The sequence below is a fragment of the Sphingomonas echinoides genome (assembly GCF_029623395.1).
GTDB lineage: Bacteria > Pseudomonadota > Alphaproteobacteria > Sphingomonadales > Sphingomonadaceae > Sphingomonas > Sphingomonas echinoides_A.
Genome location: NZ_JAPYKK010000009.1, coordinates 78,191 through 99,606, shown reverse-complemented (window position 1 = coordinate 99,606; position 21,416 = coordinate 78,191). Strand labels below are relative to the sequence as shown.

General features: G+C 63.0%; 13 protein-coding genes. 9 read left to right on the top strand and 4 right to left on the bottom strand.

From position 1 onward, the window contains the following. Nucleotides 1-9: 9 nt before the first annotated feature. The gene (locus QBJ92_RS07680; protein WP_277969106.1) at nt 10-1,098 is read left to right on the top strand and encodes a PepSY-associated TM helix domain-containing protein; all 1,089 of its coding nucleotides are present in this window, start codon (nt 10-12) and stop codon (nt 1,096-1,098) included. Between the two features lie 75 nt (nt 1,099-1,173). Further along, nucleotides 1,174-2,055, top strand: a complete 882-nt coding sequence (locus QBJ92_RS07675) for a polysaccharide deacetylase family protein (protein WP_277969105.1) — start codon at nt 1,174-1,176, stop codon at nt 2,053-2,055. A 37-nt stretch (nt 2,056-2,092) separates the two neighbouring features. Here QBJ92_RS07675 and QBJ92_RS07670 read toward each other — a convergent pair whose 3' ends face one another. Then, complete coding sequence (locus tag QBJ92_RS07670; RefSeq protein ID WP_277969104.1) at nt 2,093-2,950, bottom strand: serine hydrolase; 858 nt, start codon at nt 2,948-2,950, stop codon at nt 2,093-2,095. A 400-nt stretch (nt 2,951-3,350) separates the two neighbouring features. Here QBJ92_RS07670 and galA point away from each other — a divergent pair, with 400 nt between their 5' ends. The 4 genes from galA to QBJ92_RS07650 all read left to right on the top strand — a co-directional run bounded on the left by galA (nt 3,351) and on the right by QBJ92_RS07650 (nt 13,030). Further along, nucleotides 3,351-6,281, top strand: coding sequence for a beta-galactosidase GalA (gene galA / locus QBJ92_RS07665; protein ID WP_347342786.1), 2,931 nt, complete (start codon nt 3,351-3,353; stop codon nt 6,279-6,281). A gap of 537 nt (nt 6,282-6,818) precedes the next feature. Further along, nucleotides 6,819-9,581, top strand: a complete 2,763-nt coding sequence (locus tag QBJ92_RS07660; RefSeq protein ID WP_277969102.1) for a TonB-dependent receptor — start codon at nt 6,819-6,821, stop codon at nt 9,579-9,581. A 36-nt stretch (nt 9,582-9,617) separates the two neighbouring features. After that, nucleotides 9,618-11,900 (top strand): alpha-N-acetylglucosaminidase, encoded by a 2,283-nt coding sequence (locus tag QBJ92_RS07655; RefSeq protein WP_277969101.1) that lies wholly within the window; start codon nt 9,618-9,620, stop codon nt 11,898-11,900. Beyond that, nucleotides 11,897-13,030, top strand: a complete 1,134-nt coding sequence (locus tag QBJ92_RS07650) for an acyltransferase family protein (RefSeq protein WP_277969100.1) — start codon at nt 11,897-11,899, stop codon at nt 13,028-13,030. Before QBJ92_RS07655 ends, QBJ92_RS07650 begins: the two co-directional genes overlap by 4 nt. A gap of 49 nt (nt 13,031-13,079) precedes the next feature. Here the strand turns inward: QBJ92_RS07650 and QBJ92_RS07645 are convergent, their stop codons facing one another. Then, entirely contained in the window at nt 13,080-13,823 is a 744-nt protein-coding gene (locus QBJ92_RS07645; RefSeq protein ID WP_277969099.1) for a dienelactone hydrolase family protein, read from the bottom strand. Between the two features lie 121 nt (nt 13,824-13,944). After that, the gene (locus QBJ92_RS07640) at nt 13,945-14,355 is read right to left on the bottom strand and encodes a DUF3597 domain-containing protein (RefSeq protein ID WP_277969098.1); all 411 of its coding nucleotides are present in this window, start codon (nt 14,353-14,355) and stop codon (nt 13,945-13,947) included. 164 nt (nt 14,356-14,519) lie between these two features. Between QBJ92_RS07640 and QBJ92_RS07635 the strand changes: the two genes are divergently transcribed. Further along, complete coding sequence (locus QBJ92_RS07635) at nt 14,520-15,089, top strand: DUF4142 domain-containing protein (RefSeq protein ID WP_277969097.1); 570 nt, start codon at nt 14,520-14,522, stop codon at nt 15,087-15,089. Between the two features lie 66 nt (nt 15,090-15,155). Here the strand turns inward: QBJ92_RS07635 and QBJ92_RS07630 are convergent, their stop codons facing one another. Continuing rightward, nucleotides 15,156-18,086, bottom strand: coding sequence for a TonB-dependent receptor domain-containing protein (locus tag QBJ92_RS07630; RefSeq protein ID WP_431358378.1), 2,931 nt, complete (start codon nt 18,084-18,086; stop codon nt 15,156-15,158). A 427-nt stretch (nt 18,087-18,513) separates the two neighbouring features. On the opposite strand from QBJ92_RS07630, the gene QBJ92_RS07625 reads away from it, so the two are divergent. Both QBJ92_RS07625 and QBJ92_RS07620 read left to right on the top strand, forming a co-directional pair. After that, complete coding sequence (locus tag QBJ92_RS07625; RefSeq protein WP_277969095.1) at nt 18,514-19,791, top strand: MFS transporter; 1,278 nt, start codon at nt 18,514-18,516, stop codon at nt 19,789-19,791. After that, nucleotides 19,788-21,413: a glycoside hydrolase family 43 protein gene (locus QBJ92_RS07620; RefSeq protein ID WP_277969094.1), complete on the top strand. Its 1,626-nt coding sequence runs from the start codon at nt 19,788-19,790 to the stop codon at nt 21,411-21,413. Before QBJ92_RS07625 ends, QBJ92_RS07620 begins: the two co-directional genes overlap by 4 nt. Nucleotides 21,414-21,416: the final 3 nt, after the last annotated feature.

Sequence of the window (21,416 nt, the reverse complement as noted above, 5' to 3'; positions counted from 1 at the left end):
TCCGCCAGCATGCGTATTCTCGTGCGACGCGTGCATCTCTGGCTGGGCTTGAGCCTCGGGCTACTGTTCGCGGTGCTGGGGCTCACCGGGTCGGCACTGGTGTTCTACAGCGATATCGATACCGCTCTGCACCCTACGGTTCAGGTCACGCGAAACAGCCCCGCATCTGGCGGAACGGTCCCGGCATGGGATCGCGCATTGGCAACCGGGCATGCACGCTGGAACGACGCCGGCGGCAAATGGTCGTTTGAGTTGACGGGCGAACCAGGTCCTATTCCGGCGCGCTATTATCCGATGCCCGGCGGTCACGGCGTTCGGCTGATGGTGTGGTTCTCCACCGACGGAAAGCGGATCCTTCGGGCCGAACCATGGGGCGGCTATCTCATGAGCTGGGTCTACCAACTTCACATGCAATTGCTTGCCGGTGCGACCGGGGGGCAAGTCGTCGGTTGGTCGGGTGTGGGGATGCTGCTGCTGCTCGTCAGCGGTTTGCTGACATGGTGGCCTCGCGGGAGCTGGAAAAAGGCCTTAGCGTTCAAGCGCGATGCCGCGCCGATCCGGCGCTTCCGCGATCTTCACAAGCTTTCGGGTCTTGCAAGCATGCCGTTGCTATTCATCCTTGTTGCAACGGGCGTGCTTCTGGCATTGCCGGCTGTCACGCAAACCCTATTGGCACCGTCAACCATCCCTGCCCCTACATCGAGCGACACCCGTGGCAAGCGGATCTCGATCGTCCAGGCGCTCGCGGTCGGGCGCCGCGCGCTGCCGGAAGGCCGTATCGTCTTCGTGGATGTCCCCACCAGCGGCACGGCGCCAATCCGAGTACGGGTTCAGGTACCCGGCGACCCGCACGAGCGGTTCCCGGGCAGCTATGTGTTTATTGACTCGCTCTCAGGCAGGGTTCTGGCGATCCACGACGTTCGCCGCGCTAATACCGGTTCGGCAGTAGCGCGTTGGATCCGCACGTTGCATGATGGAACTGTTGGAGGGACGACGACGCGCGTCATCGCACTGCTCCTTGGTTTCGTACCCGCGCTGCTGTTCGCAACAGGCGTTCTTCACTGGTTGCGGCGTCGCCGATCGCCGCATGCTTCGTGACGACGGATTGTCCGAAGACCAAGCGATGGTCTTATAAAATAGGCTGCTATTTTCCGGTTCGCGCGTTGCAGCCCAATGAGCCCTTCGCACCACAACCGTTACGCCTACCGTCCCATCATCGGTCGTCCGGATTATGCCTGGCCCGACGGGCGCCGCCTCGCCATCTATATCGGCGTCAACTACGAGGTGTTCGACTTCGGCAGCGGTCTGGGGGCGGAACTTGCGCCATCGCAGACCGAACCGGACGTGATGAACTTCGCCTGGCGCGACTATGGCAATCGGGTCGGAGCGTGGCGGCTGTTCGATTTGTTCGACAGACTCGCGCTACGGACGACGGCGCTCGTGAACGCTGAGGTGCTGGAGCGCTGCCCCGGACTTGCCGAGGCGTGCCGCGATCGAGGTGACGAGATCGCCGCGCACGGCGGCAGCAACGCCAGAGCACAAGGCACGATGGTCCGTCGGCGCGAGAAGCACTTGATCGAAGACGTTACCCAGCGCTTGGCGAAACTCGGCGTTCGTCCCACCGGTTGGCTGGGTCCTTGGATCTCGGAAAGCGAGAACACGCCCGACCTACTCGCCGGGAACGGGTATCGCTACGTGCTCGACTGGGCGCATGACGATCAGCCGACCAGACTGACAACCGATTATGGCGAGCTGCTTTCAATCCCCTACTCGCAGGAGATCAACGACATTCCCGCGATCATCGCGCGCAAGCAGGAAGCGGAGACGTTCGCGTCCATGATCCGCGACAACGTTGAACAGCTTCTGTCAGAATGCGACCGTCGCCCGCTTGTCCTCGGCATCGCACTCCATCCCTACATTATGGGACAAGCGCATCGTGTCCCTGCCCTAGCCCGGGTACTGACGGAACTACGAACAGCGAACGATCCGCGGATCTGGTGGACTACTGCGGGTGACATCGCGACGTATGTAAACGCTAACGACCTAGCGGTCTGATCTCCGGGTAAGCACGCCCAAATCAAGGGTGGTGGATTCAGCGCATCCGCATGAAGTACGCGAGGGCGTTACGAGTATCATCGGCAAAGCGGTCATAGATCACCCGCGCTACCTGAGCGATGACAGGCTGGCGATCACGCCCACCTCGGGCGAACACCACGACGGCGACGCGGCGACCATCGGGCATGGTGATGACCCCAACGTCATTCGTGACGCCATCAAGCGTGCCGGTCTTGTCCTCGACTTGCGTACCCGCAGGAAGCAGTGCGCGGATACGACGAGTTCCTGTCTGGCATCGACGCATAAGATCGAACAGGAACGTGCGGCTTTGCGAGGTCAGAACGGTCGCGCTATCAAGTTTTGACAACAGCCCAACCATCGCAACCGGCGTAGCGACATCCTTGCTGTCGGCGAGATGTCCGCGCTCCCGCAGCAACTGCGCGATCGTGCGGTCCACCCGGATTCCAGAGATCCTGTGCGACAATAGCCATTGTTGAACGACGGCAGGGCCGCCGAGCGTGGCCAGGATCTGGTCCGTTGCGTAGTTGTCGCTGCGTACCAGCATCAGCTCAATGACTTTCGCCGCGGGGCGGCCCACAATCATGTCGCCAAGACTACGGCGTCCCTGATCTACCTCCGCAAGGTAGGCCCCCGCTATTGCCAGCTTGACCGTGCTCGCCATTGGAAATGGGATGTCGCCGTTGATCGCGACGGTCGAGCCATCGCGCAGGTCGAGCGCTGCGATGCCATATTCGCCAGAGTTCGCTGCGACCAGGCTGTTCAGCTGGCGCTGGAGGCCGATCAACTCGGGGGAACTGGCAGCAACCGGCACCGGAAGGAGGAAGCTTGCGGCAATACCGGTTATCAACAGACGGGAAAGCATGGGTACGCGCATCGATCGTCCTTGCGAGGTGTCCTTCAGCGACCTTCTCATACTACGCCGAAAACCTGAACCCTTCGTGTTACATGCCGCTGCCTCTCGGCCAAGCGCTGATTACGGACTAGACGGTGGTCAATCGGCGGTCCGTGCGACGGTAACCCCCTCTTACATCATCATGGTGCACTCGACCTGGCTAGCACAATGCACGATCATTGGGCCCAAACGACGGGACATACGCCGCCTGCCCCTTGGCGCGCACGCTGACGATGAACGATCCGGCGCCGCCGCGGCTTAGTGGGGCGGAATGTCATCCATTCCGTGACGGATCACGACGGATTGAGCTCGGCATCGTACCTGATCGATATTGATGGGTCAAAAAGCTCGCCGGATTCCAACTTGAGCAACGTCGTGTTCCATGTATTATTTTGGCATTACAAATGTTCCTGGAGATTCGATGCTCGATCGTCGCACGTTTGTTGCATCTTCCGCGCTGACGGCATCGTTCGCGATGCCGGGAGTAGCGCGGGCCGGTACGACCGTAGCAGCACCGCTTTCCCCGGACATGCCGATCCCTCTGGGGCGATTGCCGACCCCGATTGCACCTGCCGATCCGAGCTTGCACGCCCTGAACCGTGGTTGGAAGTTTTACGAAGGAGACGTGCCAGTCCCTCCGGTGCGCGGAAATGACGAAACCTATGCCGCAACGAAGGCAGGTAATGCGCAAGCCGCCGCCGGTGTGGACTTCGACGATTCCGGCTGGAACACGGTTCAGTTGCCGCACGACTGGGCGATTGCGCATCCGATCGAGCCGGACCAGAATGATGCGTTCGGCTATCGTCGGCGCGGGGTCGGCTGGTATCGCCGCTATCTGGTCCTGCCGACCGAGTGGCAAGGGCAGTACCTCGAACTCCAGCTCGGCGGAATGGCGAACACCGCCACCGTATGGTTCAACGGTATTCCGGTCGCGCACAGCCTGTCGGGCTATGTGCAGCAAAATATCGACGTCACGCCTTATGCGCGGTTCGGGGACGAACCCAATACCATTGCGATCCGAGTCGACGGGAATGTGATGGAGGGGTGGTGGTACGAAGGCGCAGGCTTATACCGTGACTGCTGGCTGGCGGTACGTGCGCCGGTGCATATCGCGACGGATGGCGTCCATGCGACGCCGCGGCGGCAGGCGGATTCCACGAGCTGGCAGATCCCGGTCGCCGTGACGCTTAGCAACATTGCGACGGCGGCGGTCGGCGTGACGGTCGAGGCGGTGCTGCTGGATCCGCAGGGCCGGACGATCGCACAGGCAATCGCGCCCGCCAACGTGGCGCCGCTCGGGACGGCGGTTGCATCGATGTCGCTTCCGGTCGCCCGACCGCGGCTATGGTCGCCCGATACGCCGACACTGTACGTGGTGCAGACGCGATTGCTGCGGGATGGCCAGGCGATCGACAGCCGTCGGAGCGAGATCGGTTTCCGGACCATCGCCTTCGACGCCACTACCGGGTTTCACCTCAACGACGCACCGCTCAAGATCACGGGCGTGTGCATCCACCAGGACCATGCCGGCGTTGGCGTCGGGGTGCCTTCTGCTCTCCTGGAGTGGCGCATTCGTCGGTTGAAGGACATCGGCGCGAACGCGGTCCGTTTCGCTCATGCCGCGCCCGCCGCCGCGCTACTCGATGCGTGCGACCGGCTCGGCATGATGGTGATGGACGAGAACCGCCATTTCGACCCGAGCCCGGACTATATGGCGCACCTGACCTGGATGGTGCGGCGCGATCGCAATCGGCCGTGCGTGATAATGTGGTCGGTCCTGAACGAGGAACCAATGCAGGGCACCCGGCAAGGCTATGAGATGGTGCGCCGCCTTGCGGGCGCGGTTAAGGCGCTCGACGATACGCGACCGATAACGGCGGCGATGAACGACGGGATGTTCACGCCGCTGAACGGGGCCGACGCGGTCGACGTGGTCGGCTTCAATTACAAGCATGGCTGGTACGACCGATACCACGCGCTGCATCCGGACCGTCCACTCATCAGCACCGAGGACACCAGCGCGGTGATGACGCGCGGGGAATGGGTGTCGGACGCTCAACGCAACGTGCTGACCTCCTACGACAGCGAAGCACCCGAATGGGGGCTTACGCATCACGAAAGCTGGAAGATGATCGGCTCGCGGCCGTTCATGGCCGGCACCTTCGTCTGGACCGGGTTCGATTATCACGGCGAGCCGACGCCCCTGCCCTGGCCTGCCGCCTCGAGTTCATTCGGGATCCTGGATATGTGCGGGTTCGCCAAGATGGCGTATCATTTGCGCCGCGCGCAGTGGATCACCCGTGAGCCCGTGCTGGCGATCGGACCGCATTGGAGTTGGCCTGGACGCGAGGGGCAATCGATCCGCGTGATGACCCCGGCCAATACCGATGAGGTCGCGTTGCTGCTCAACGGACGGACGATCGGCCGGCAACCGTGCAAACCGTTCGTCACGCCCGAGTGGCAGGTCCCGTATGCGGCGGGAAAGCTTGAAGCGATTGGTTATGTCGCCGGTCGCGAGGTCGTCCGTGCGGCGGTCGAAACGACGGGCCGGGCGGTCGCGCTGCGATTGACGCCGGATCGGCCGATGATGCTGGGCGACGGTGCAGACGTCCAGCCGATCAGCGTCGATCTGCTGGACGCTGACGGTCGCCACGTACCGATCGCGACCGACCGCGTGCTGTTCACGATTGAGGGTGGGGAGATCATCGGGCTCGGCAATGGCGATCCGAACGATCACGATGCCGAGCAGGGCAATGCCCGCAAGCTGTTCGCGGGCTTTGCCCAAGTGCTGGTCCGAAGTGCGCCCGCCGCGCGCCAGTTGGTCCTGACCGCGCGGGTCGCCGGGGTGCCGGAGGCACGGATCACCGTGCCGCTTGTCGCCGCCACCCTCTTGCGCGACATCCCTGCCACACCGAGCGTCCAACACCTCACCGAGTTCCGTCGCACGCCGTTCGCGGTGCAGGCCCCGGACCCGCGCGAGGTCTACCCCGTCCCGCAATGGCGCGGGTTGAGTTACGTCCGGCCGGGGCGGCTGGAGGAAGCGCCGACCGAGCATGCGACAGCGCTTCTTCAAGGGCGCTTCGTACCCCGCCGCGACGTTGCCGCGCGGGGCGGTACGCTGCGACTTGCAGGGGTGATCGGTCGTGCCGAATTGTGGGTCGATCGCGTCCGCGTCGCCACGAAGACGAGCCGCGCGGAAGCGCCGATGACCGCAAAGCTCCCCGCCGGTGATCAGGAGCGCGTCATCACCCTGGTGCTGGAGGCCGACGTCGGCGAGGCTACGGGTCTCAGTCGCGGGGTCGCGATCTGGTAATCGCACCCCCGTGACGCGATAGCTCGAAGCATCTCATCACCTCGTTATTTCAATCTTCCGCGCATTGGTATTGGATACGTCTGCTATTGTTAGCGCTACCCGGCTTTCTCAGACCCCCGGTGGAAGCTGATCGCCGCAATAACGCTCTGGCATTAGCTAATATAGGCGAGGCACATAGCGATCGTTTCCGCCGTCGGTACCCAAAACGATCGTATATCGCCGCAATCCACATTCGATATATCAATAACGCTGCCCTTTTTATCGTTATATCTCGTTGCGCCCTGCCGAGTCGCGGAATCTGGCATCCGCAGAAACTGGTTGTCATGGACAAAAGCTTCTCCAAATGATGTCAACTTTTTGCAGGATACCAATGGCTATCAGACGTAATGTTTTTGTCTTGTTTTGGCCTTGACAGGTAGCAAGCTCTTCCATGACACTCCGGTTACGCTGCAGGGGTGGGCGCGGTGACAATGGCTTCAGGCCAGCACCAGCGTCCTACAGTGACAGGGTATTTGGGGGGACCATATGGTACAGAATATGTCTATCGGACGACGGCTTCCGCACGGCAGCGTCAAGGCCTGGTTACTTGCAACGGGCTGCATTACCGCAATCATCGCTACCAATTCCGCTTCGGCCCAGGCAGGCCCGGTTGCCGATCCCGGGGTAGCGACACCGGTGGCGACGACGCCCGCCGACCAAGCGTCCGGCGTCGAATCGGACATCACCGTCGTCGGCTTCCGACAGAGCCTGAAATCCGCCGCCGACGCCAAGCGCCGCGATATCCGGATTACCGACGGAATCACCTCGGAGGATATCGGCAAATTCCCTGCGCAGAACATCACTGAAGCAATTCAACGGATTGCCGGCGTCCAGATGTCGAACATCAACGGACGCGGCGCGACGATCAGCATTCGCGGCCTGGGTGCCCAATATGCCCGCACGACGATTAACGGGCAGACTTTCGCCAGCGCCGACTTCAAGGACGGCTTCCGTTACGACATCGTCCAGACGGATCTCGCAAGCGCGATCCAGGTGATCAAGTCACCAACGGCCGACATGGACACCGGCGGTCTCTCGGGCACGGTCAACATCGATACGGTCAAGCCCCTCGCCTACAAGGGCCCGCGCTTCATCCTCGGGGTGAAGGGCTACAATTCCGAATATCGCGGCAAGCAGATTACGCCGAAAATCAGCGGTGCCTATATCGGTAGCTTCGCAGGCGGCACGTTGGGCGTGATGGCGAACGTCAGCTACCAGGAACTGAAGGATCGCGGCGACTACGCGTTCGTCAAGAACTGGTACAATCCCGGTGTCGTCGATCCCACCAACTATGTCCCCGGCAACTTCCGCCTGCGTCGCATCGATCGCGACAGCAAGCAACTGATGGCCAGCGGCGCAATCCAGTGGAAGCCGCAGTCCAATTTCGAAGTCCTCCTCCAGGGTACATATTCGAAGGACGACACGCGCTACGATACGCAGCAGCTGGTGTTCGGCCGGTGGAACCCCACCGACAAGACCAATCCGAGCAAGATCACGGTCAACCACACCGCGAATGGCGTGGCGGACAAGATCACGATCAGCAATTTCGGGGTTGGCAACAACGACCAGCCCGAGACGCGCAACCTCAAGACCCAAGCCTATACCGGCACGGTAAACTGGCAGCCGGGCGATACCTGGAACATCCACGCGGTTGCGCATTATACCAAGGGGGACGCCGATCTTCGCGAATTCGCCTCGATCGATGGCGCAAACGTGGCTGCCGGCGGTTCGCTCGACATCTCCGACCCGACGAACGTCAAGTTCAACACCGATCCGGGCGTGTGGAACGGCACGCTGTTCAACCCGGCGAACCGCACCTATTTCGCCTTCGTCGACGGTGCGACGCACATTCAGACCGCCAAGGACGTCTCCGGCCAGCTCGACGTCACTAAGGACGTCGGCGCTTTCGGAGTGAAGTCGCTCGTGTTCGGCGTGAAATATCACCACGAGAGCTTCCAGACGGACGCCTTTCGGCATGACCGCGACGCAGACGTATCCAGGCCCGACCTCTATCCGGAATACGCCTTCATTCCGAACCTGAGCACAACCGGCATTCGCGTCACGAACTTCCTGGACGGGAAGATCGGCATTCCGGACAGCTTCCTCGAAACCAATGCACCGCTGTGGCAGTCGATCCTCGCATCGAAGGGCATCACCGTGCCGGACGTGCGCGACTTCGCGAACAGCTATCGCGTCGACCGCTACATTCCATCCGTGTATGCGATGGCCAATGTCGACACGGTCGTATTCGGCAAGACGCTGCGCGGCAACCTCGGCGCTCGCTACGAGCACACGCACCAGAACGTATCATCCAACCTCACCGCAGGCACCGACAGCGGCTCGGCACTGCTGAGCAAGCAGAACGTGATCCAGGATTATGGCAATGTCCTGCCAAGCGCCTCGTTCGCCCTCGACCTGACGAACCGGCTCGTCGCCCGCGTTGCGGTCGCCAAGGTGCTGGTACGCCCGCTGCTCAACAGCCAGACGCAGATGGCCGATACCTTCGTCACCGACAATACCGGGATCCGCCCCAGCGTATCCGTATCAAACGGTGAATCGCGATTGAAGCCGCTGACCGCGAACCAGGCAGATATCAGCCTGGAATATTATTATGGTCGCGGGAATTCGATCAGCGTCGCCGGCTTCTACAAAGCCGTGAAGAACGGGACCTTCACGCAATTCTACTGCCCGACCTCGTTCAACGGCGTGACGCTGAACGGCCAGGTCGGCAACTGCCAGTCTGCCGATGGTGGAACCGACTATAATTTCAGTCGCAAGCTGAACGACAATAGCGTCATCCACATCAAGGGCGTCGAAGTCGCCGCATCGCAGAGCTTCGACGACTTCCTGCCGCTGAAGGGCTTCGGCGCGACGGGCAACGTCACCGTCGTCGATGCGGACTCGCCCGCCCTCGGCACTGGCTTCAACCTGCGCGACCTGTCGAAGCTGACCTGGAACCTGACGCCGTACTGGGAAAACCAGATGTTCAGCGTCCGCCTCTCGATCAACCATCGCAGCGCGTACAAGCAGGATGCGTCGACCAGCTTCTTCGTCGACGGCGGCCAGACCCACACGGTGCGCGCGCGCACCCAGTTCGATCTGGCGACGGGCTTCACCCCGACCAAGTATCTCAGCTTCACGGGTGGGATCATCAACCTGAACAACACCCACGAAGATGCGTACCAGACGACGGCGGACACGTTCCAGCTCGCCAGCCGGACGGGTCGGACCTACTACCTGTCCGCCACCGCCCGCTTCTGACCCACGTAGCCTAACAAGAAACGATCCCACCCTGTCATGACAAGACTCTCCTACCTCCCCGTTCTGGCGGGCCTTGTCATGCTGGTGGTGGCCGATGCCGCCCAGGCGCAGACGCGCGATACGATTGCGGCGCGGGATGCGCTCGGGCGGCTCGGCATTCCGGCCACGAGTGTAACGTTGGCGGTCAAACCCGCGGCCAAACCCTATTACCGGGTGCGGGTCGCGCGGGGCGGCCACATGCTGGTGGAAGGGTCCTCCTCGGTCGCATTGGTGCACGGGGCGACGCAGTATCTGCAGCGGCAAGGCCGCTTGTCGCTCAGTTGGGAGGGACGCCGGATCGCGCCGATCGGCACCCTACCGAGCGGGGATACCGGACCGGTGGAATCGTCCTTTGCGCTACGGACGTATTTGAATACTTGTACCTTCGGTTACACCACGCCGTGGTGGACCTGGGACGACTGGACCCGCGAGATCGACTGGATGGCGGCGCGCGGCATCGACACGCCGCTGGCGATGGAAGGCCAGGAATATGTCTGGCGGGCGCTGTGGCGCGACCAGGGTCTCGACGACGCGACGATTGCCGACGGCCTCTCCGCGGCACCGTTCCTGCCGTGGCAACGGATGGGGAACATCGCAGGCTACCGCGCCCCGCTTTTTACCGGCTGGATCGAGAAGAAGCACCGGCTGCAACGCCAGATCCTCGCGCGGATGCATTCGCTCGGGATGAAGCCGATCCTGCCCGCTTTCTCGGGTTATGTGCCCAAGGCGTTCGCCGATCGGCATCCAAAAGCGAAGATTTACCGGATGCGAGCGTGGGAGGGGTTCAGCCCGACCTACTGGCTCGATCCGTCCGATCCGCTGTTCGCCACGCTCGCGAAGCGGTTCACGCAGCTCTATACACAGGCTTATGGGCCCGGAGACTATTACCTCGCCGACGCCTTCAACGAGATGGTACCGCCGATCGCTGAAGACGGCAGCGATGCAAGTGAGGCAAAATATGGCGACAGCATCGCCAATTCCGCGGCGACCCGCGCCGCCGCCCTCCCCGCCTCCGTCCGCGATTCCAGGCTTGCTGCCTACGGCGAGAAACTGTTCCAGTCGGTGACCGCTGCCGCGCCGAACGCGACCTGGGTCATGCAGGGCTGGTTGTTCGGCGCCGACAAGACCTTCTGGACGCCAGAGGCGATCCGGTCGTTCCTCAGCCGGGTGCCCAACGATCGGATGCTTTTGCTCGACATCGGCAACGACCGTTACCCCGGCATCTGGCAATCGACCGGGGCTTTCGACGGTAAGAAGTGGGTCTATGGCTACGTCCACAATTATGGCGGGAGCAATCCGGTCTATGGCGACCTGGGCTTCTATCGGGACGATCTGGCAGCGCTGGCGCGGAGCCCGTCCCGCGGCAACCTGACCGGGTTCGGCATGTTTCCCGAAGGCCTGAACAGCAACTCCGTTGCGTACACCTATGCCTATGATCTCGCATGGGGAGATGCTGCGCGCCGCCCGGTTGCGGACTGGATCGCCGAATATGCCAGGGCACGCTACGGCGCGGCCCCGCCAGGAATGGTGGCCGCGTGGGGCAAGGTGATCAGCGGCGCATACAGCACGCGCTACTGGACGCCGCGCTGGTGGCAGAACAAGGCGGGCGCGCATCTGTTCTTCAAGCGCCCGACACTCGCCGGGGCCGAGTATCCGGCCGCACCGGGGAACGCGGCGGAGCTGCGCGCGGGGATCGCGGGTCTGCTCGCGAACGCGCCGAGGCAACCTGCCCCGCTGCTGGTCTATGACCTGATCGATTTCTCGCGCCAATACGCCACCCTCCGTCTAGACGACCAATTGCAGGCGGCGATCAAGGCCTACGCCGCCGGGGATATCGCAAGCGGCGACGCCAATGCTGCGACCGCAGAGCGCCTTGCGCGCAAGATCGATGCGCTGATCGGCAACCAGCAGGAAACGCTGGGAAGCTGGATCGCGAGTGCGCGGGCTTATGGCGACACGCCAGTCGAGAAGGATGCGTTCGAACAACAAGCGAAGGCGATCGTCACCGTCTGGGGCGGTGAAGGCAATTTATCGGACTATGCCTCGCGTGCGTGGCAAGGTTTGTACGCCGGTTACTACCTGCCGCGCTGGCAGATTTTTCTCGCCGCGCAGCGCAAGGCAGCCCAGGCGCATACACCCATGGACGAAACGGCGACCGTCGCCGCGGTCAAGGCATGGGAGCAGACCTGGCTCAAGGACGGTCGTGAGTGGCCCCGGCAAAGGCCTGCTGCGCCGCTGGTCGAGATCCGCGCATTGCTTGCCGAGGCGGACCGCCCATGACCGATACGATCGGTTCCGCCGCTCCCCGCCGCTTCACCGCGCTCGATGTCTTTCGGGGGATCACGATCTTCCTGATGATCCTGGTGAACACAGCCGGACCTGGCGCTCCAGCCTATGCCGAGCTGGTCCATGCCAAATGGTTCGGCTTCACGTTGGCAGATGCGATCTTCCCGAGCTTTCTGTTCGCGATGGGTAATGCGATGAGCTTCGCGATGCGCAAGCCGTTGCCCGCGCGGCCCTATCTTGTGCGGTTATTTCGGCGCGGGGCGACCATCTTCGTCCTCGGTTTCCTGATGTACTGGTTTCCCTTCGTCGCGCACGGCGAAGCCGGGTGGGAACCGATCCCGTTTGCGCTGACGCGCGTCCCGGGCGTGCTGCAGCGGATTGCCTTATGCTATATCGCGGCGGGCGTTTTGGTCCGCTGGCTTTCCGTTCGGCAGATCCTGGTGGCGTGCGCCACGCTGCTGCTCGGCTATTGGGCGATGCTGGTGTTCCTGTCGGCGCCGGGCATGGCCTATGACAAGTTCGGGACAATCGGAACGCATCTCGATCTGTGGCTGCTCGGCCCGGGACATCTTTACAAGAAGGACGGGGGTTTCGATCCCGAGGGGCTGTTGGGCACCCTGCCCGCCATCGTCAACGTCCTGGCGGGGTATCTGGCTGGGCGCGCGGTGCAGCGCGATGCCGATCTGTCTCGGACGGTGCGGGTGATGGCACTGATCGGCGTCGCGCTTGTCGTCGCGGGTCTTGCCTGGTCGCCGTGGTTCCCGATCGCCAAGAAACTGTGGACAGGGTCCTACGTCCTGCTGACGACCGGAATCGACTGCATCGCCCTCGCAGGCGTGATCCAGTTGGTTGAGGTTAGCGGTTTCCGGCGCGGCACGCGCTTCTTCGTCATCCTCGGGCGCAATCCACTGGCGATCTACCTGTTCTCGGAACTGTTCGTGACCGCGATCAACTTGATCCCGGTCGGTCCCGATCACGGGCTGTATGACTGGGTCGGGATCGAAATCTTCCAGCGGATCGCGCCGGGTGCGCTCGGGTCGCTGGCGTGCGCGTTGGCCTATACGATGCTGTGCTGGGCGATGGGCTGGTGGATGGATCGCAAGGGGTTGGTTCTCAAGGCCTAACCCCGCAATTGGGAGGACAGCCCCTTCGCCGAGAGGGAGTTCTCCGGCGTCACCGCAGCGTGCGTCGATAGAATTCGAGCGTCAACGTCATTGCCTGGAGGAACAGCGCTGGATCGTAGCGCGGTCCTTCGTCGCGCAGGAACGCATGTTGCGCGTTCATCTCATGCCACTCGTACGGGGTGGCACATTCCTCGAGCCGCGCCCGGATCGCTTCGCGCCCGGCGAACGGGACGTGCGGATCCTGCCGCCCCCACACGAACAGCATGTCCGCCGCTAGATCCGCAACCCGCGCGAGACTGTCGTCGGCCTTGCCCTCGCCCAGGGTTCCGGAATGAATGTCGGTCGGGTAGAGGCACGCTGCCGCCAACACCCGCGGATCGAACGCCGCGCGATACGCCAGGTGACCGCCGAGACACACGCCGAACGTCGCGAGCTTTCCGTTACAGGCCGGATGCGCCGCCAAGGCCGACAGTGCAGCAGCTGCGTCGGCGTCATAGGCAGCGACCGGTTTCGCGACCTTGAGCGCGTTGCCACGATCCGTCCCGGCTGGGTCATAGGCCAACACCGTGCCCGCCGCTTCGTATTCATGATAGACTTCGGGAACGGCAACGACATAGCCGTTGCCCGCGATCATCGTCGCCAGCCGCCTTATCGGTGCCGTGACCTGATAGATTTCCGAGAATAGCAGAACACCCGGGAACGTCCCGTCGCCTGCGGGTCGGAAGAGATGCATGCGCATCGTGCCGGATCCCGCGACATCGACATCCAGCGTTTCGTCCGTCCGCACGATCATCGTCATTCCCCCGCAGCGCCGATTTGCCCATCCGCCCTATCGGACGATGCCCTCTGCGGAGCAAGGGCCGGGCGCAGCGGGCAATCGGCGCGAACCCGTGATCAGGTTCGCGCCCTCACCGTCAGTTGCGTAGCGAATCCGGAACGACGCCGCCATTTTCCGCGAGCTTCGCCATCACCGCCTTGTGCAGCGCAATGTTCTGCTCGGCGCTGCCGTCGGCACCCGCATGGACGCCGAGTTCGGTGCCCAGTTCCTTACGTGCGGTCAGGCTCGAATCGAGGTCGAGCAACTTGAGCAAATCGACGATCGACGATTGATAGTTACCGCCGCCGTCCTTCAACGATGCCATTTCCGAAAGAACCGCGCCTACGTCGACCGACTGAACGGGTTCTGGTGCGGGCGCAGCAGCTGCAGGCGTTTGCGTCGGCGGAGGTGCGGGTGCCGCCTGGGCCGGCGCGGCGGGCGCGGGCGTCGCGGCCTTTGCCGAACCATGATGGAAAATCTTGCTCATGATGTTCCCGAAAATGCTCATTCGATGTCCTCCTCGAAATGCCTGCGGATCGGCTGCTTGCCGCGCAGCGCACCAACGGCGCAGCGAAGGCAAAGGTCCCGCGCGATCTTCGCCTGTTGGGAACGTCCCGTCGCAGCGGTTGTTGAGGACGCGTGCCGATTACGTTCACAACAGGAGCAACTTTCGTGAAGACATCCTATCTCGTGCTGGTCTCCGCCGGCGCGCTCGCGCTGGCGAGTTGCGGCAAGAAGACCACGGTCGACAATACGACGATGACCACGACCAACACCGAAATGACAACCGCATCGACGTCGCCGGTCGTCACGCCGGCAGCCGGGCAGACGTTTGCGAATACGGCCGCCGCAAGCGACGCGTTCGAGATCGCGACGTCGAAAATGGCGCTGAACAGCTCGTCTTCTACCGCGATCAAGAAATATGCGCAGAAGATGATCGACGCGCATACCGAGTCGACCGCCAAACTGACCATGGCAGTCAGCGGCCTGACCCCGCCGATCGCACCTGATGCGACACTGACCGCAGCGCAGCAGCAGACGGTGGACGGGTTGAAAGGAAAGACCGGCGCCGAGTTCAATCGCGCCTATATCGATGCCCAGACGACCGGCCATCAGCAGACCCTCGACGCCTTGAAGGCATATGCGGCATCGGGTGACGTGCCGGCGCTCAAGACCTTCGCGACGAACCTGGTTCCGACCGTAACGGCGCATCTGAACATGGCCAAGGGCCTGAAAGCCTGAAGCAATATTGACGCGGAACCCCCGTTCCGCGTCAATATTTCCGAGCAGTGACGATTCTGTTCGAGACTAGAAGTTGAAGCGAACGCCCACGCGGTAGGTCCTGCCGACGATGTCGTACAAAGCCGGGTTGGCGTTGAACGGTGACCGCGCCGGATCCTTGTCGAACAGGTTGTCGACCTTAAAGTATCCGCTCACCTTCTTGGTGAAGTTATACGTCCCGCCGATATCGATATAGAAAGACCCGGGCATGAACCGGTTGTCGACGGTTGGTTCATTCGGCGTCGAGAGCGGGCACGTGCCGGGCGAGCAGACGACATATTGCTGACCGATCGTACCGTCGCTGAACCAGCGCTCCTGCACCAGCAGGCTGAACTGATCATTGTCATACGTTTGAACCGCAAGCCATTTCCACTTCGGAGTGGAACCCAGGTTCACCCCTGCGCCCTCCGACGGAATCGTGCCCGGCAAACCGGTGTCGGTGATGTATTCTTGAATATGGGTCGCGAGGCCACGAACCGTGAAGTTGCCCGGCAAGCCCAGAGGGCGCTGCCAGCGATAGCTTGCCTCGATGTCGAAGCCACTCGTCTTGATCGACGCGAGGTTGAACGACTGGACGTTGACGAAGTTGGGCCCGTCTTGGTTGTTGAGATTATACGCGCTGCAGGTCTCGGGCAGGATGTTGCGGAAGCACAAGTCAACGATCTGCCCAGCACCAAGGCTCGACACGACATCCCGGATGTTGATCTTGTAATAATCGAACGACACGCTGAACCCCGGTAGCCAGCTCGGGTTCGACAGCACCGCGCCGAACGACGTGTTGCGGGCGATCTCGGGCGTCAAATTGGGGTTGCCCACGGCATTCTGGATCGCGACGACGTTCACGTTGCGAACCGGATCAAGGAAGTTCGGGAGCGTCGTAGTAACGGGCGCCGCGAACAGTTCCGACAGGTTTGGCGCACGCACGTCGCGCGACGTCACGGCGCGCAGGCGAAGCCCTTGGATCGGCGTATCCCAAGTTCCACCGACCTTCCAGGTCCAAGCTGTACCGGACGTGCTATACTCCGTTACGCGGGCCGCGCCGTTGATGTTGGCGCGCCCCAGCGTTTCCGAATTGAGGATCGGCAGGTCAAGCTCAGCGTAGGCTTCCTTGACGTCGAATGCGCCGTTGCCGTTCTTGTAATTGCCCGCATACCAGTTGTTTCCAGCCGCCAGCAGGGTCGGGTCCGCCGGATAATCCGCGGTATTGGGGCTGATGCTGCTAACACCGGCGCCGTAAGCGTCGGCGCGCACCGTGTAATATTCCTTGCGATACTCCCCGCCGAACGCGACTGCCAACGGTCCTGCCCACAAATCGATCGGCGACCCGGAGAAGTTGACGCTGACGACATCCTGCGTCAGCCGCATGCGCTGCAACGGACCCTTGGCCGGGCTGACATACTCCTTCGCGGAAGCCGACGGCTCGGCGCCACCGAAGATGTTGATCGGCTGACAGCCGTTCGCGCGGGCGACCGCGCTGGCGCAGACGATCGCACCGTTCAGCTCGACCGCCTGGATCGCCTGATTGAAGTGCGGCGTCAGCAGGACATTGTTCACATCGACCGCGATGTTATTGATGCCACGCTCATAATAGGCGTCGTAGGTCCACTTCGACCCGCCGATCAGCACCTTGCCCTTCGCGCCAACCACGTAGCGATACTGGCGGCGGTCCGTGAACACCTTGGTGTTCGGCAGGATCGCGTTGCTGGTGCCATATTGGAAACTGGTGATGCCAGCGGTCGCGCACGCGGCGCGGACCGACGCGGGCAGATACGGGTTGGCGCATTGAAGCGTGAGACCCGGACGGTTCGCGCCGTTGGTCGGCTGATTGTTGGTCTTGACCTGCGCGACGTTGATCGTCGCGTAAATTTCGTTGTCGTCGGCAAAATCATAGCCGATCCGGCCATAGCCGACGACGCGCTGGATCGCGGATTGCAGCGATCGCCCGGTATCGATGTTGCCGGACGTGTCCCCGCCCACGCAGAAGCCGGGATAGCAACCGTTGACCGTCCCCGCGGCGTTGCGCGACGGCGTGCCGTTCGATCCGTAATTGAACGCGAACGGTTGCCCGTTCTTGTCGAACGCGGTGCCCTGCAACGGACCTGCGGTGATCAGGCCGTATTTGGTAAAACCGGTGCTCTGAACGTTGTCGAGCAACAGATATTGGGGCGATCCGTCGTTGACGACGTTGCGATTGACCAGCGACGTCTGCGTGAACCAGGTGCGTCCGCCGGCAAGATCGAGACCGAAATCGCCGGGGCCGACGCCGGCTTCCTTGGCATATTCGCCGCTGGCGACGACGTGGAGGCGGTTGTTGAGGAAACTGTGACCGGCGGCGAGCTGGATCAGGCCCTGTTCGTTATCGCCGTAAGTCGTGATGCCGCCCTGGACGTTGCCTTTGATGCCCGTAAAGCGCGTGTCCGTGATGAAATTGACGACGCCGCCGACCGCATCCGAGCCATAAGACGCCGATGCACCGCCGTTTACGACGTCGACACGCTGGATCAACAGTTGCGGGAACTGGCTGACGTCGGTGACGCCGGTATAATATGCGCCGACCACGCGCTGCCCGTCGAGCAGCGTCAGGGTCCGGATCGGACCGAGGCCGCGCAACGACAGCGAGCTCAACCCCTGCTGCCCGCTCGACGTGCTGAAGGTGTTGGTGGCGGACCCGCTCGAGCCCTGCAGCGACGGGAGCTGCGCGATCGTCGTGAAGACGTTGGGTTGGGCATTGCCCTGGATCTGCGCGGTGCCGATCACCGTGGTCGGCGTGGGGGCGGCGAACCCGTTGGAGACGATGCGCGACCCGGTCACGACGATGTCGTCACTGCTACCGGTGGTGGGCTCGGCGCTGTCGGGCGGGGTCGGATCGATCGCGCCGGGGGGAACTTGCGCCGCCGGCTGATTGGGCGCGGGCGTTTCGGTGGTCGCAACCTGCGCGAACGCGGCGGTCGTGCTCATCGCGCACGAAAGGGCGAGGATCCCGGCGGACAAACGGATCTGGCGGCGGAACGCACCGATCCGAGGTGTCCTGCCAGCCGTGTGTGCCGCGACCTGCTCGGCCGAGTGTAGCGAAACCGTATTCCGTTGGGCCGTCTGCATGGCACCTCTCCCCGTCTGCATTGAACGATCGGCGCTTTTACGCCCTGGCGTTTGGCGTCGTCGGCGGCGAAATCCGCTTTCAACGTTAACGTTACCGCTGCTTGGTATGGCGGTCGCCGGATCTAGTCAATAGTCCGACCCGTTTGACAAGACGCTCGTGATTTGGCCAAAGGTGCCAAGCCGCCTAGCGTACAGCAGCGCGGCGTGATCCGCGGCGAGGCGTTTGCCAACGGTCGTTCAAGATTAATTACCGACTGGTCGGATAACGTTAACGGGAAAGGGTGTCATGGCGGGGGAAAGTACAGCCGATCATGGCGGGATGCGGCGCCCGTTCCCGTATATTCGCTGGACGATCATCGCGCTGTTCGTCGTCGCGATGATCCTGAACTATCTCGCCCGGTCGGTGCTCGGCGTCGCGGCCCCCGTCATCCTGAGCGAGCAGGGAATCTCGAGCGAGCAATATAGCTGGGTGACCAGCGCGTTTCAGCTTGGCGTGATGTTCCAGCCGCTGGTCGGCTATTTTCTCGACGGTTTCGGGCTGCGCCTCGGGTTTACGCTGTGCGTCGCGATCTGGTCGCTGATCACCATCGCCCACGTGCTGGCGCAAGGCTGGCCTTCGTTCGCGGGTCTGCGGCTGGCGCTCGGCCTTGCGGAGGGATCGGCGCAACCGGCGGGACAGAAACTCATCGCGGAATGGTTTCCAGCGCGCGAACGCGGGGTCGCGGGGGGCATCTACAACATCGGCGCGTCGTTCGGCGCGGTCTTCGCACCGCCGCTGATCGCCTGGGCGGTGATGACGCAAAGCTGGCGACTGGCGTTCGTCGTCACCGGCGGGCTCGGGCTCGTCTGGTGCGTGGCGTGGTTGCTGTGGTATCGCACGCCAGCGCAGCATCGCCGGCTTGGCGCAGACGAACGCGCGCATATCGAGACGGAGCAAGTCGCGCGTTCCCCGGGTGCTGCGAAGCGTCAGCCGATTTCCGCGCTACTGCGGCGGCGGAACCTGTGGGGCATCGCCCTGCCCCGGCTGCTCGCCGATCCCGTCTGGGGGATGTTGTCGTTCTGGATGCCGCTGTACCTTGCCCGCGAACGCGGATTCGATCTTACGCTGATCGCCATCTTCGCCTGGCTTCCGTTCCTTGCCGCGGACCTTGGTTGCCTGTTCGGCCCGGCGGTCGTCGCGTTGCTGCAACGCCGCGGCGTATCGCTGATCGACGCACGGCGATGGGCGTTCACCCTGGGTGCGGTGATGATGACGGGGATGGCGTTCGTCGGATTGGCGACCAGCCCCTATGTCGCCATCGCTTTGCTCTGTCTCGGCGGATTTGCGCATCAGACCCTGTCGGTCACCGTCATCACCATGGCGTCGGACTTGTTCCACCGGGACGAGGTGGCCACCGTGACCGGCTTTGCCGGTCTCGCCGCCAACCTCGGCGTCCTGATCTTCACGCTTTCGCTGGGCAAGCTGGTCGATCAGGTCGGCTATGTTCCGTTTTTCATCGTTTTGGGCGTTCTCGACCTTATCGGCGCCGCCATCCTCTGGACCTTGGTACGCAAACCCGCATGACGCAGTTACGCAACCCCGTGCTTCGCGGTTTCAACCCCGACCCGTCCGTCGCCCGGGTGGGAGAGGACATCTACGTCGCGACGTCGACCTTCGAATGGTATCCAGGGGTGCAGATCCACCATAGCCGGGATCTGGTGCACTGGCGGTTGGCGGCGCGACCGCTGACGCGCGCGAGCCAACTCGACATGCGCGGGGATCCCGATTCGTGCGGCGTATGGGCGCCCGACCTGACCTATACGGACGGTCGGTTCTTGCTCGTCTACACCGATGTGAAGCGATACGGGCAAACCACCGTGAACGGCGCGTCGGGCGCGTCGCTACGCGACTTCCACAATTACGTCGTGACGTGCGACACGGTCGATGGCGAATGGTCCGACCCCGTGTTTCTCAATAGCAGCGGGTTCGACCCCGCCCTGTTCCACGACGACGACGGGCGGACCTGGCTGCTCAACATGCTGTGGGATCACCGCGCGGGCAACGGGCGCTTCGCTGGCATCGTGGCGCAGGAACTCGACCGCCACACACTGCAGCTGATCGGCGAACGCCGTACGATCTTTCACGGTACGGACATCGGCTTCACGGAAGGACCGCATCTCTACAAGCGCGATGGCTGGTATCACCTGCTCGTCGCGGAGGGGGGGACCGGGTGGGACCATGCGGTCACGATGGCGCGATCCCGGTCGCTGTTCGGCCCGTATGAGGTCCATCCGGACGTCGCGGTGCTGACCGCGGCGGGCCGGCGCGACGGACCGTTGACGCGGGCCGGACATGGCGACCTGTTCGATCTGGCCGACGGTACGACCTGGATCGCCTACCTTTGCGGGCGACCGCTGCCGTCGCGCGAACGGTGCGTGCTCGGCCGGGAAACCGCAATGCAGCCGATGGTGTGGGGGGAAGACGGATGGCTCAGAACACAGAACGGAGACGCGCGCCCGGACCCCGCGCCGCAGGCACCCGCCTTGCAACCGGCACCGTGGCCGACCAGCCCGTCCGACGGCACGTTTGACGAGGGGGCGTTGCCTGAAGCGTTCCAATGGCTCCGCACCCCGGATTCCACGACGCTGTTCAGCCTGAGTGCACGGCCCGGTTTCCTCCGGCTGTACGGTCGGGAAACGGTCGGAAGTCCGTTCAGCCAGTCGCTCGTTGCACGGCGACAGCAGGATCTGTGCTACACCGCCACCACGCGGATCGACTATGAACCGACCAATTTCCAGCAGGCGGCCGGGCTCATCTGTTACTATAACAGCACCAAGTTCCATTACCTCAACATCACGCACGACGACACCACACGGCAACTGCAGGTGATGACCGCCTCGCCGGAAGACGGACGCTGCGGGACCACCGTGGTGGTCCCGCAGCTCCCGGACGGGCCAGTCGAATTGCGGGTCGACGTCGATCACGACCAACTGCGCTTCGCGTGGCGGCTCGCGCGCGGCGAAGAGGGATCAGACTGGATCTGGCTCGACCAGGTCTATGACGCGAGCATCCTGTCCGACGAGGCGTCTTTGCCGGGGCTGCCCAATTTCACGGGAACGTTCGTCGGCATGGCCTGTCAGGACATGGGTGGCACAGCACTCCCCGCGGACTTTGCCTTCTTTCGGTATGAAGGACGCGACGGGTAGAGC

What these genes read in the sequence shown, in the direction of transcription:
- QBJ92_RS07680 (WP_277969106.1), top strand. Translation starts at nt 10, where the DNA reads ATGCGTATTCTCGTGCGACGCGTGCATCTCTGGCTGGGCTTGAGCCTC.
- QBJ92_RS07620 (WP_277969094.1), top strand. Translation starts at nt 19,788, where the DNA reads ATGACGCAGTTACGCAACCCCGTGCTTCGCGGTTTCAACCCCGACCCG.
- galA (WP_347342786.1), top strand. Translation starts at nt 3,351, where the DNA reads ATGTATTATTTTGGCATTACAAATGTTCCTGGAGATTCGATGCTCGAT.
- QBJ92_RS07660 (WP_277969102.1), top strand. Translation starts at nt 6,819, where the DNA reads ATGTCTATCGGACGACGGCTTCCGCACGGCAGCGTCAAGGCCTGGTTA.
- QBJ92_RS07670 (WP_277969104.1), bottom strand. Translation starts at nt 2,950, where the DNA reads ATGCGCGTACCCATGCTTTCCCGTCTGTTGATAACCGGTATTGCCGCA.
- QBJ92_RS07625 (WP_277969095.1), top strand. Translation starts at nt 18,514, where the DNA reads ATGGCGGGGGAAAGTACAGCCGATCATGGCGGGATGCGGCGCCCGTTC.
- QBJ92_RS07645 (WP_277969099.1), bottom strand. Translation starts at nt 13,823, where the DNA reads ATGATCGTGCGGACGGACGAAACGCTGGATGTCGATGTCGCGGGATCC.
- QBJ92_RS07630 (WP_431358378.1), bottom strand. Translation starts at nt 18,086, where the DNA reads ATGAGCACGACCGCCGCGTTCGCGCAGGTTGCGACCACCGAAACGCCC.
- QBJ92_RS07655 (WP_277969101.1), top strand. Translation starts at nt 9,618, where the DNA reads ATGACAAGACTCTCCTACCTCCCCGTTCTGGCGGGCCTTGTCATGCTG.
- QBJ92_RS07650 (WP_277969100.1), top strand. Translation starts at nt 11,897, where the DNA reads ATGACCGATACGATCGGTTCCGCCGCTCCCCGCCGCTTCACCGCGCTC.
- QBJ92_RS07675 (WP_277969105.1), top strand. Translation starts at nt 1,174, where the DNA reads ATGAGCCCTTCGCACCACAACCGTTACGCCTACCGTCCCATCATCGGT.
- QBJ92_RS07640 (WP_277969098.1), bottom strand. Translation starts at nt 14,355, where the DNA reads ATGAGCATTTTCGGGAACATCATGAGCAAGATTTTCCATCATGGTTCG.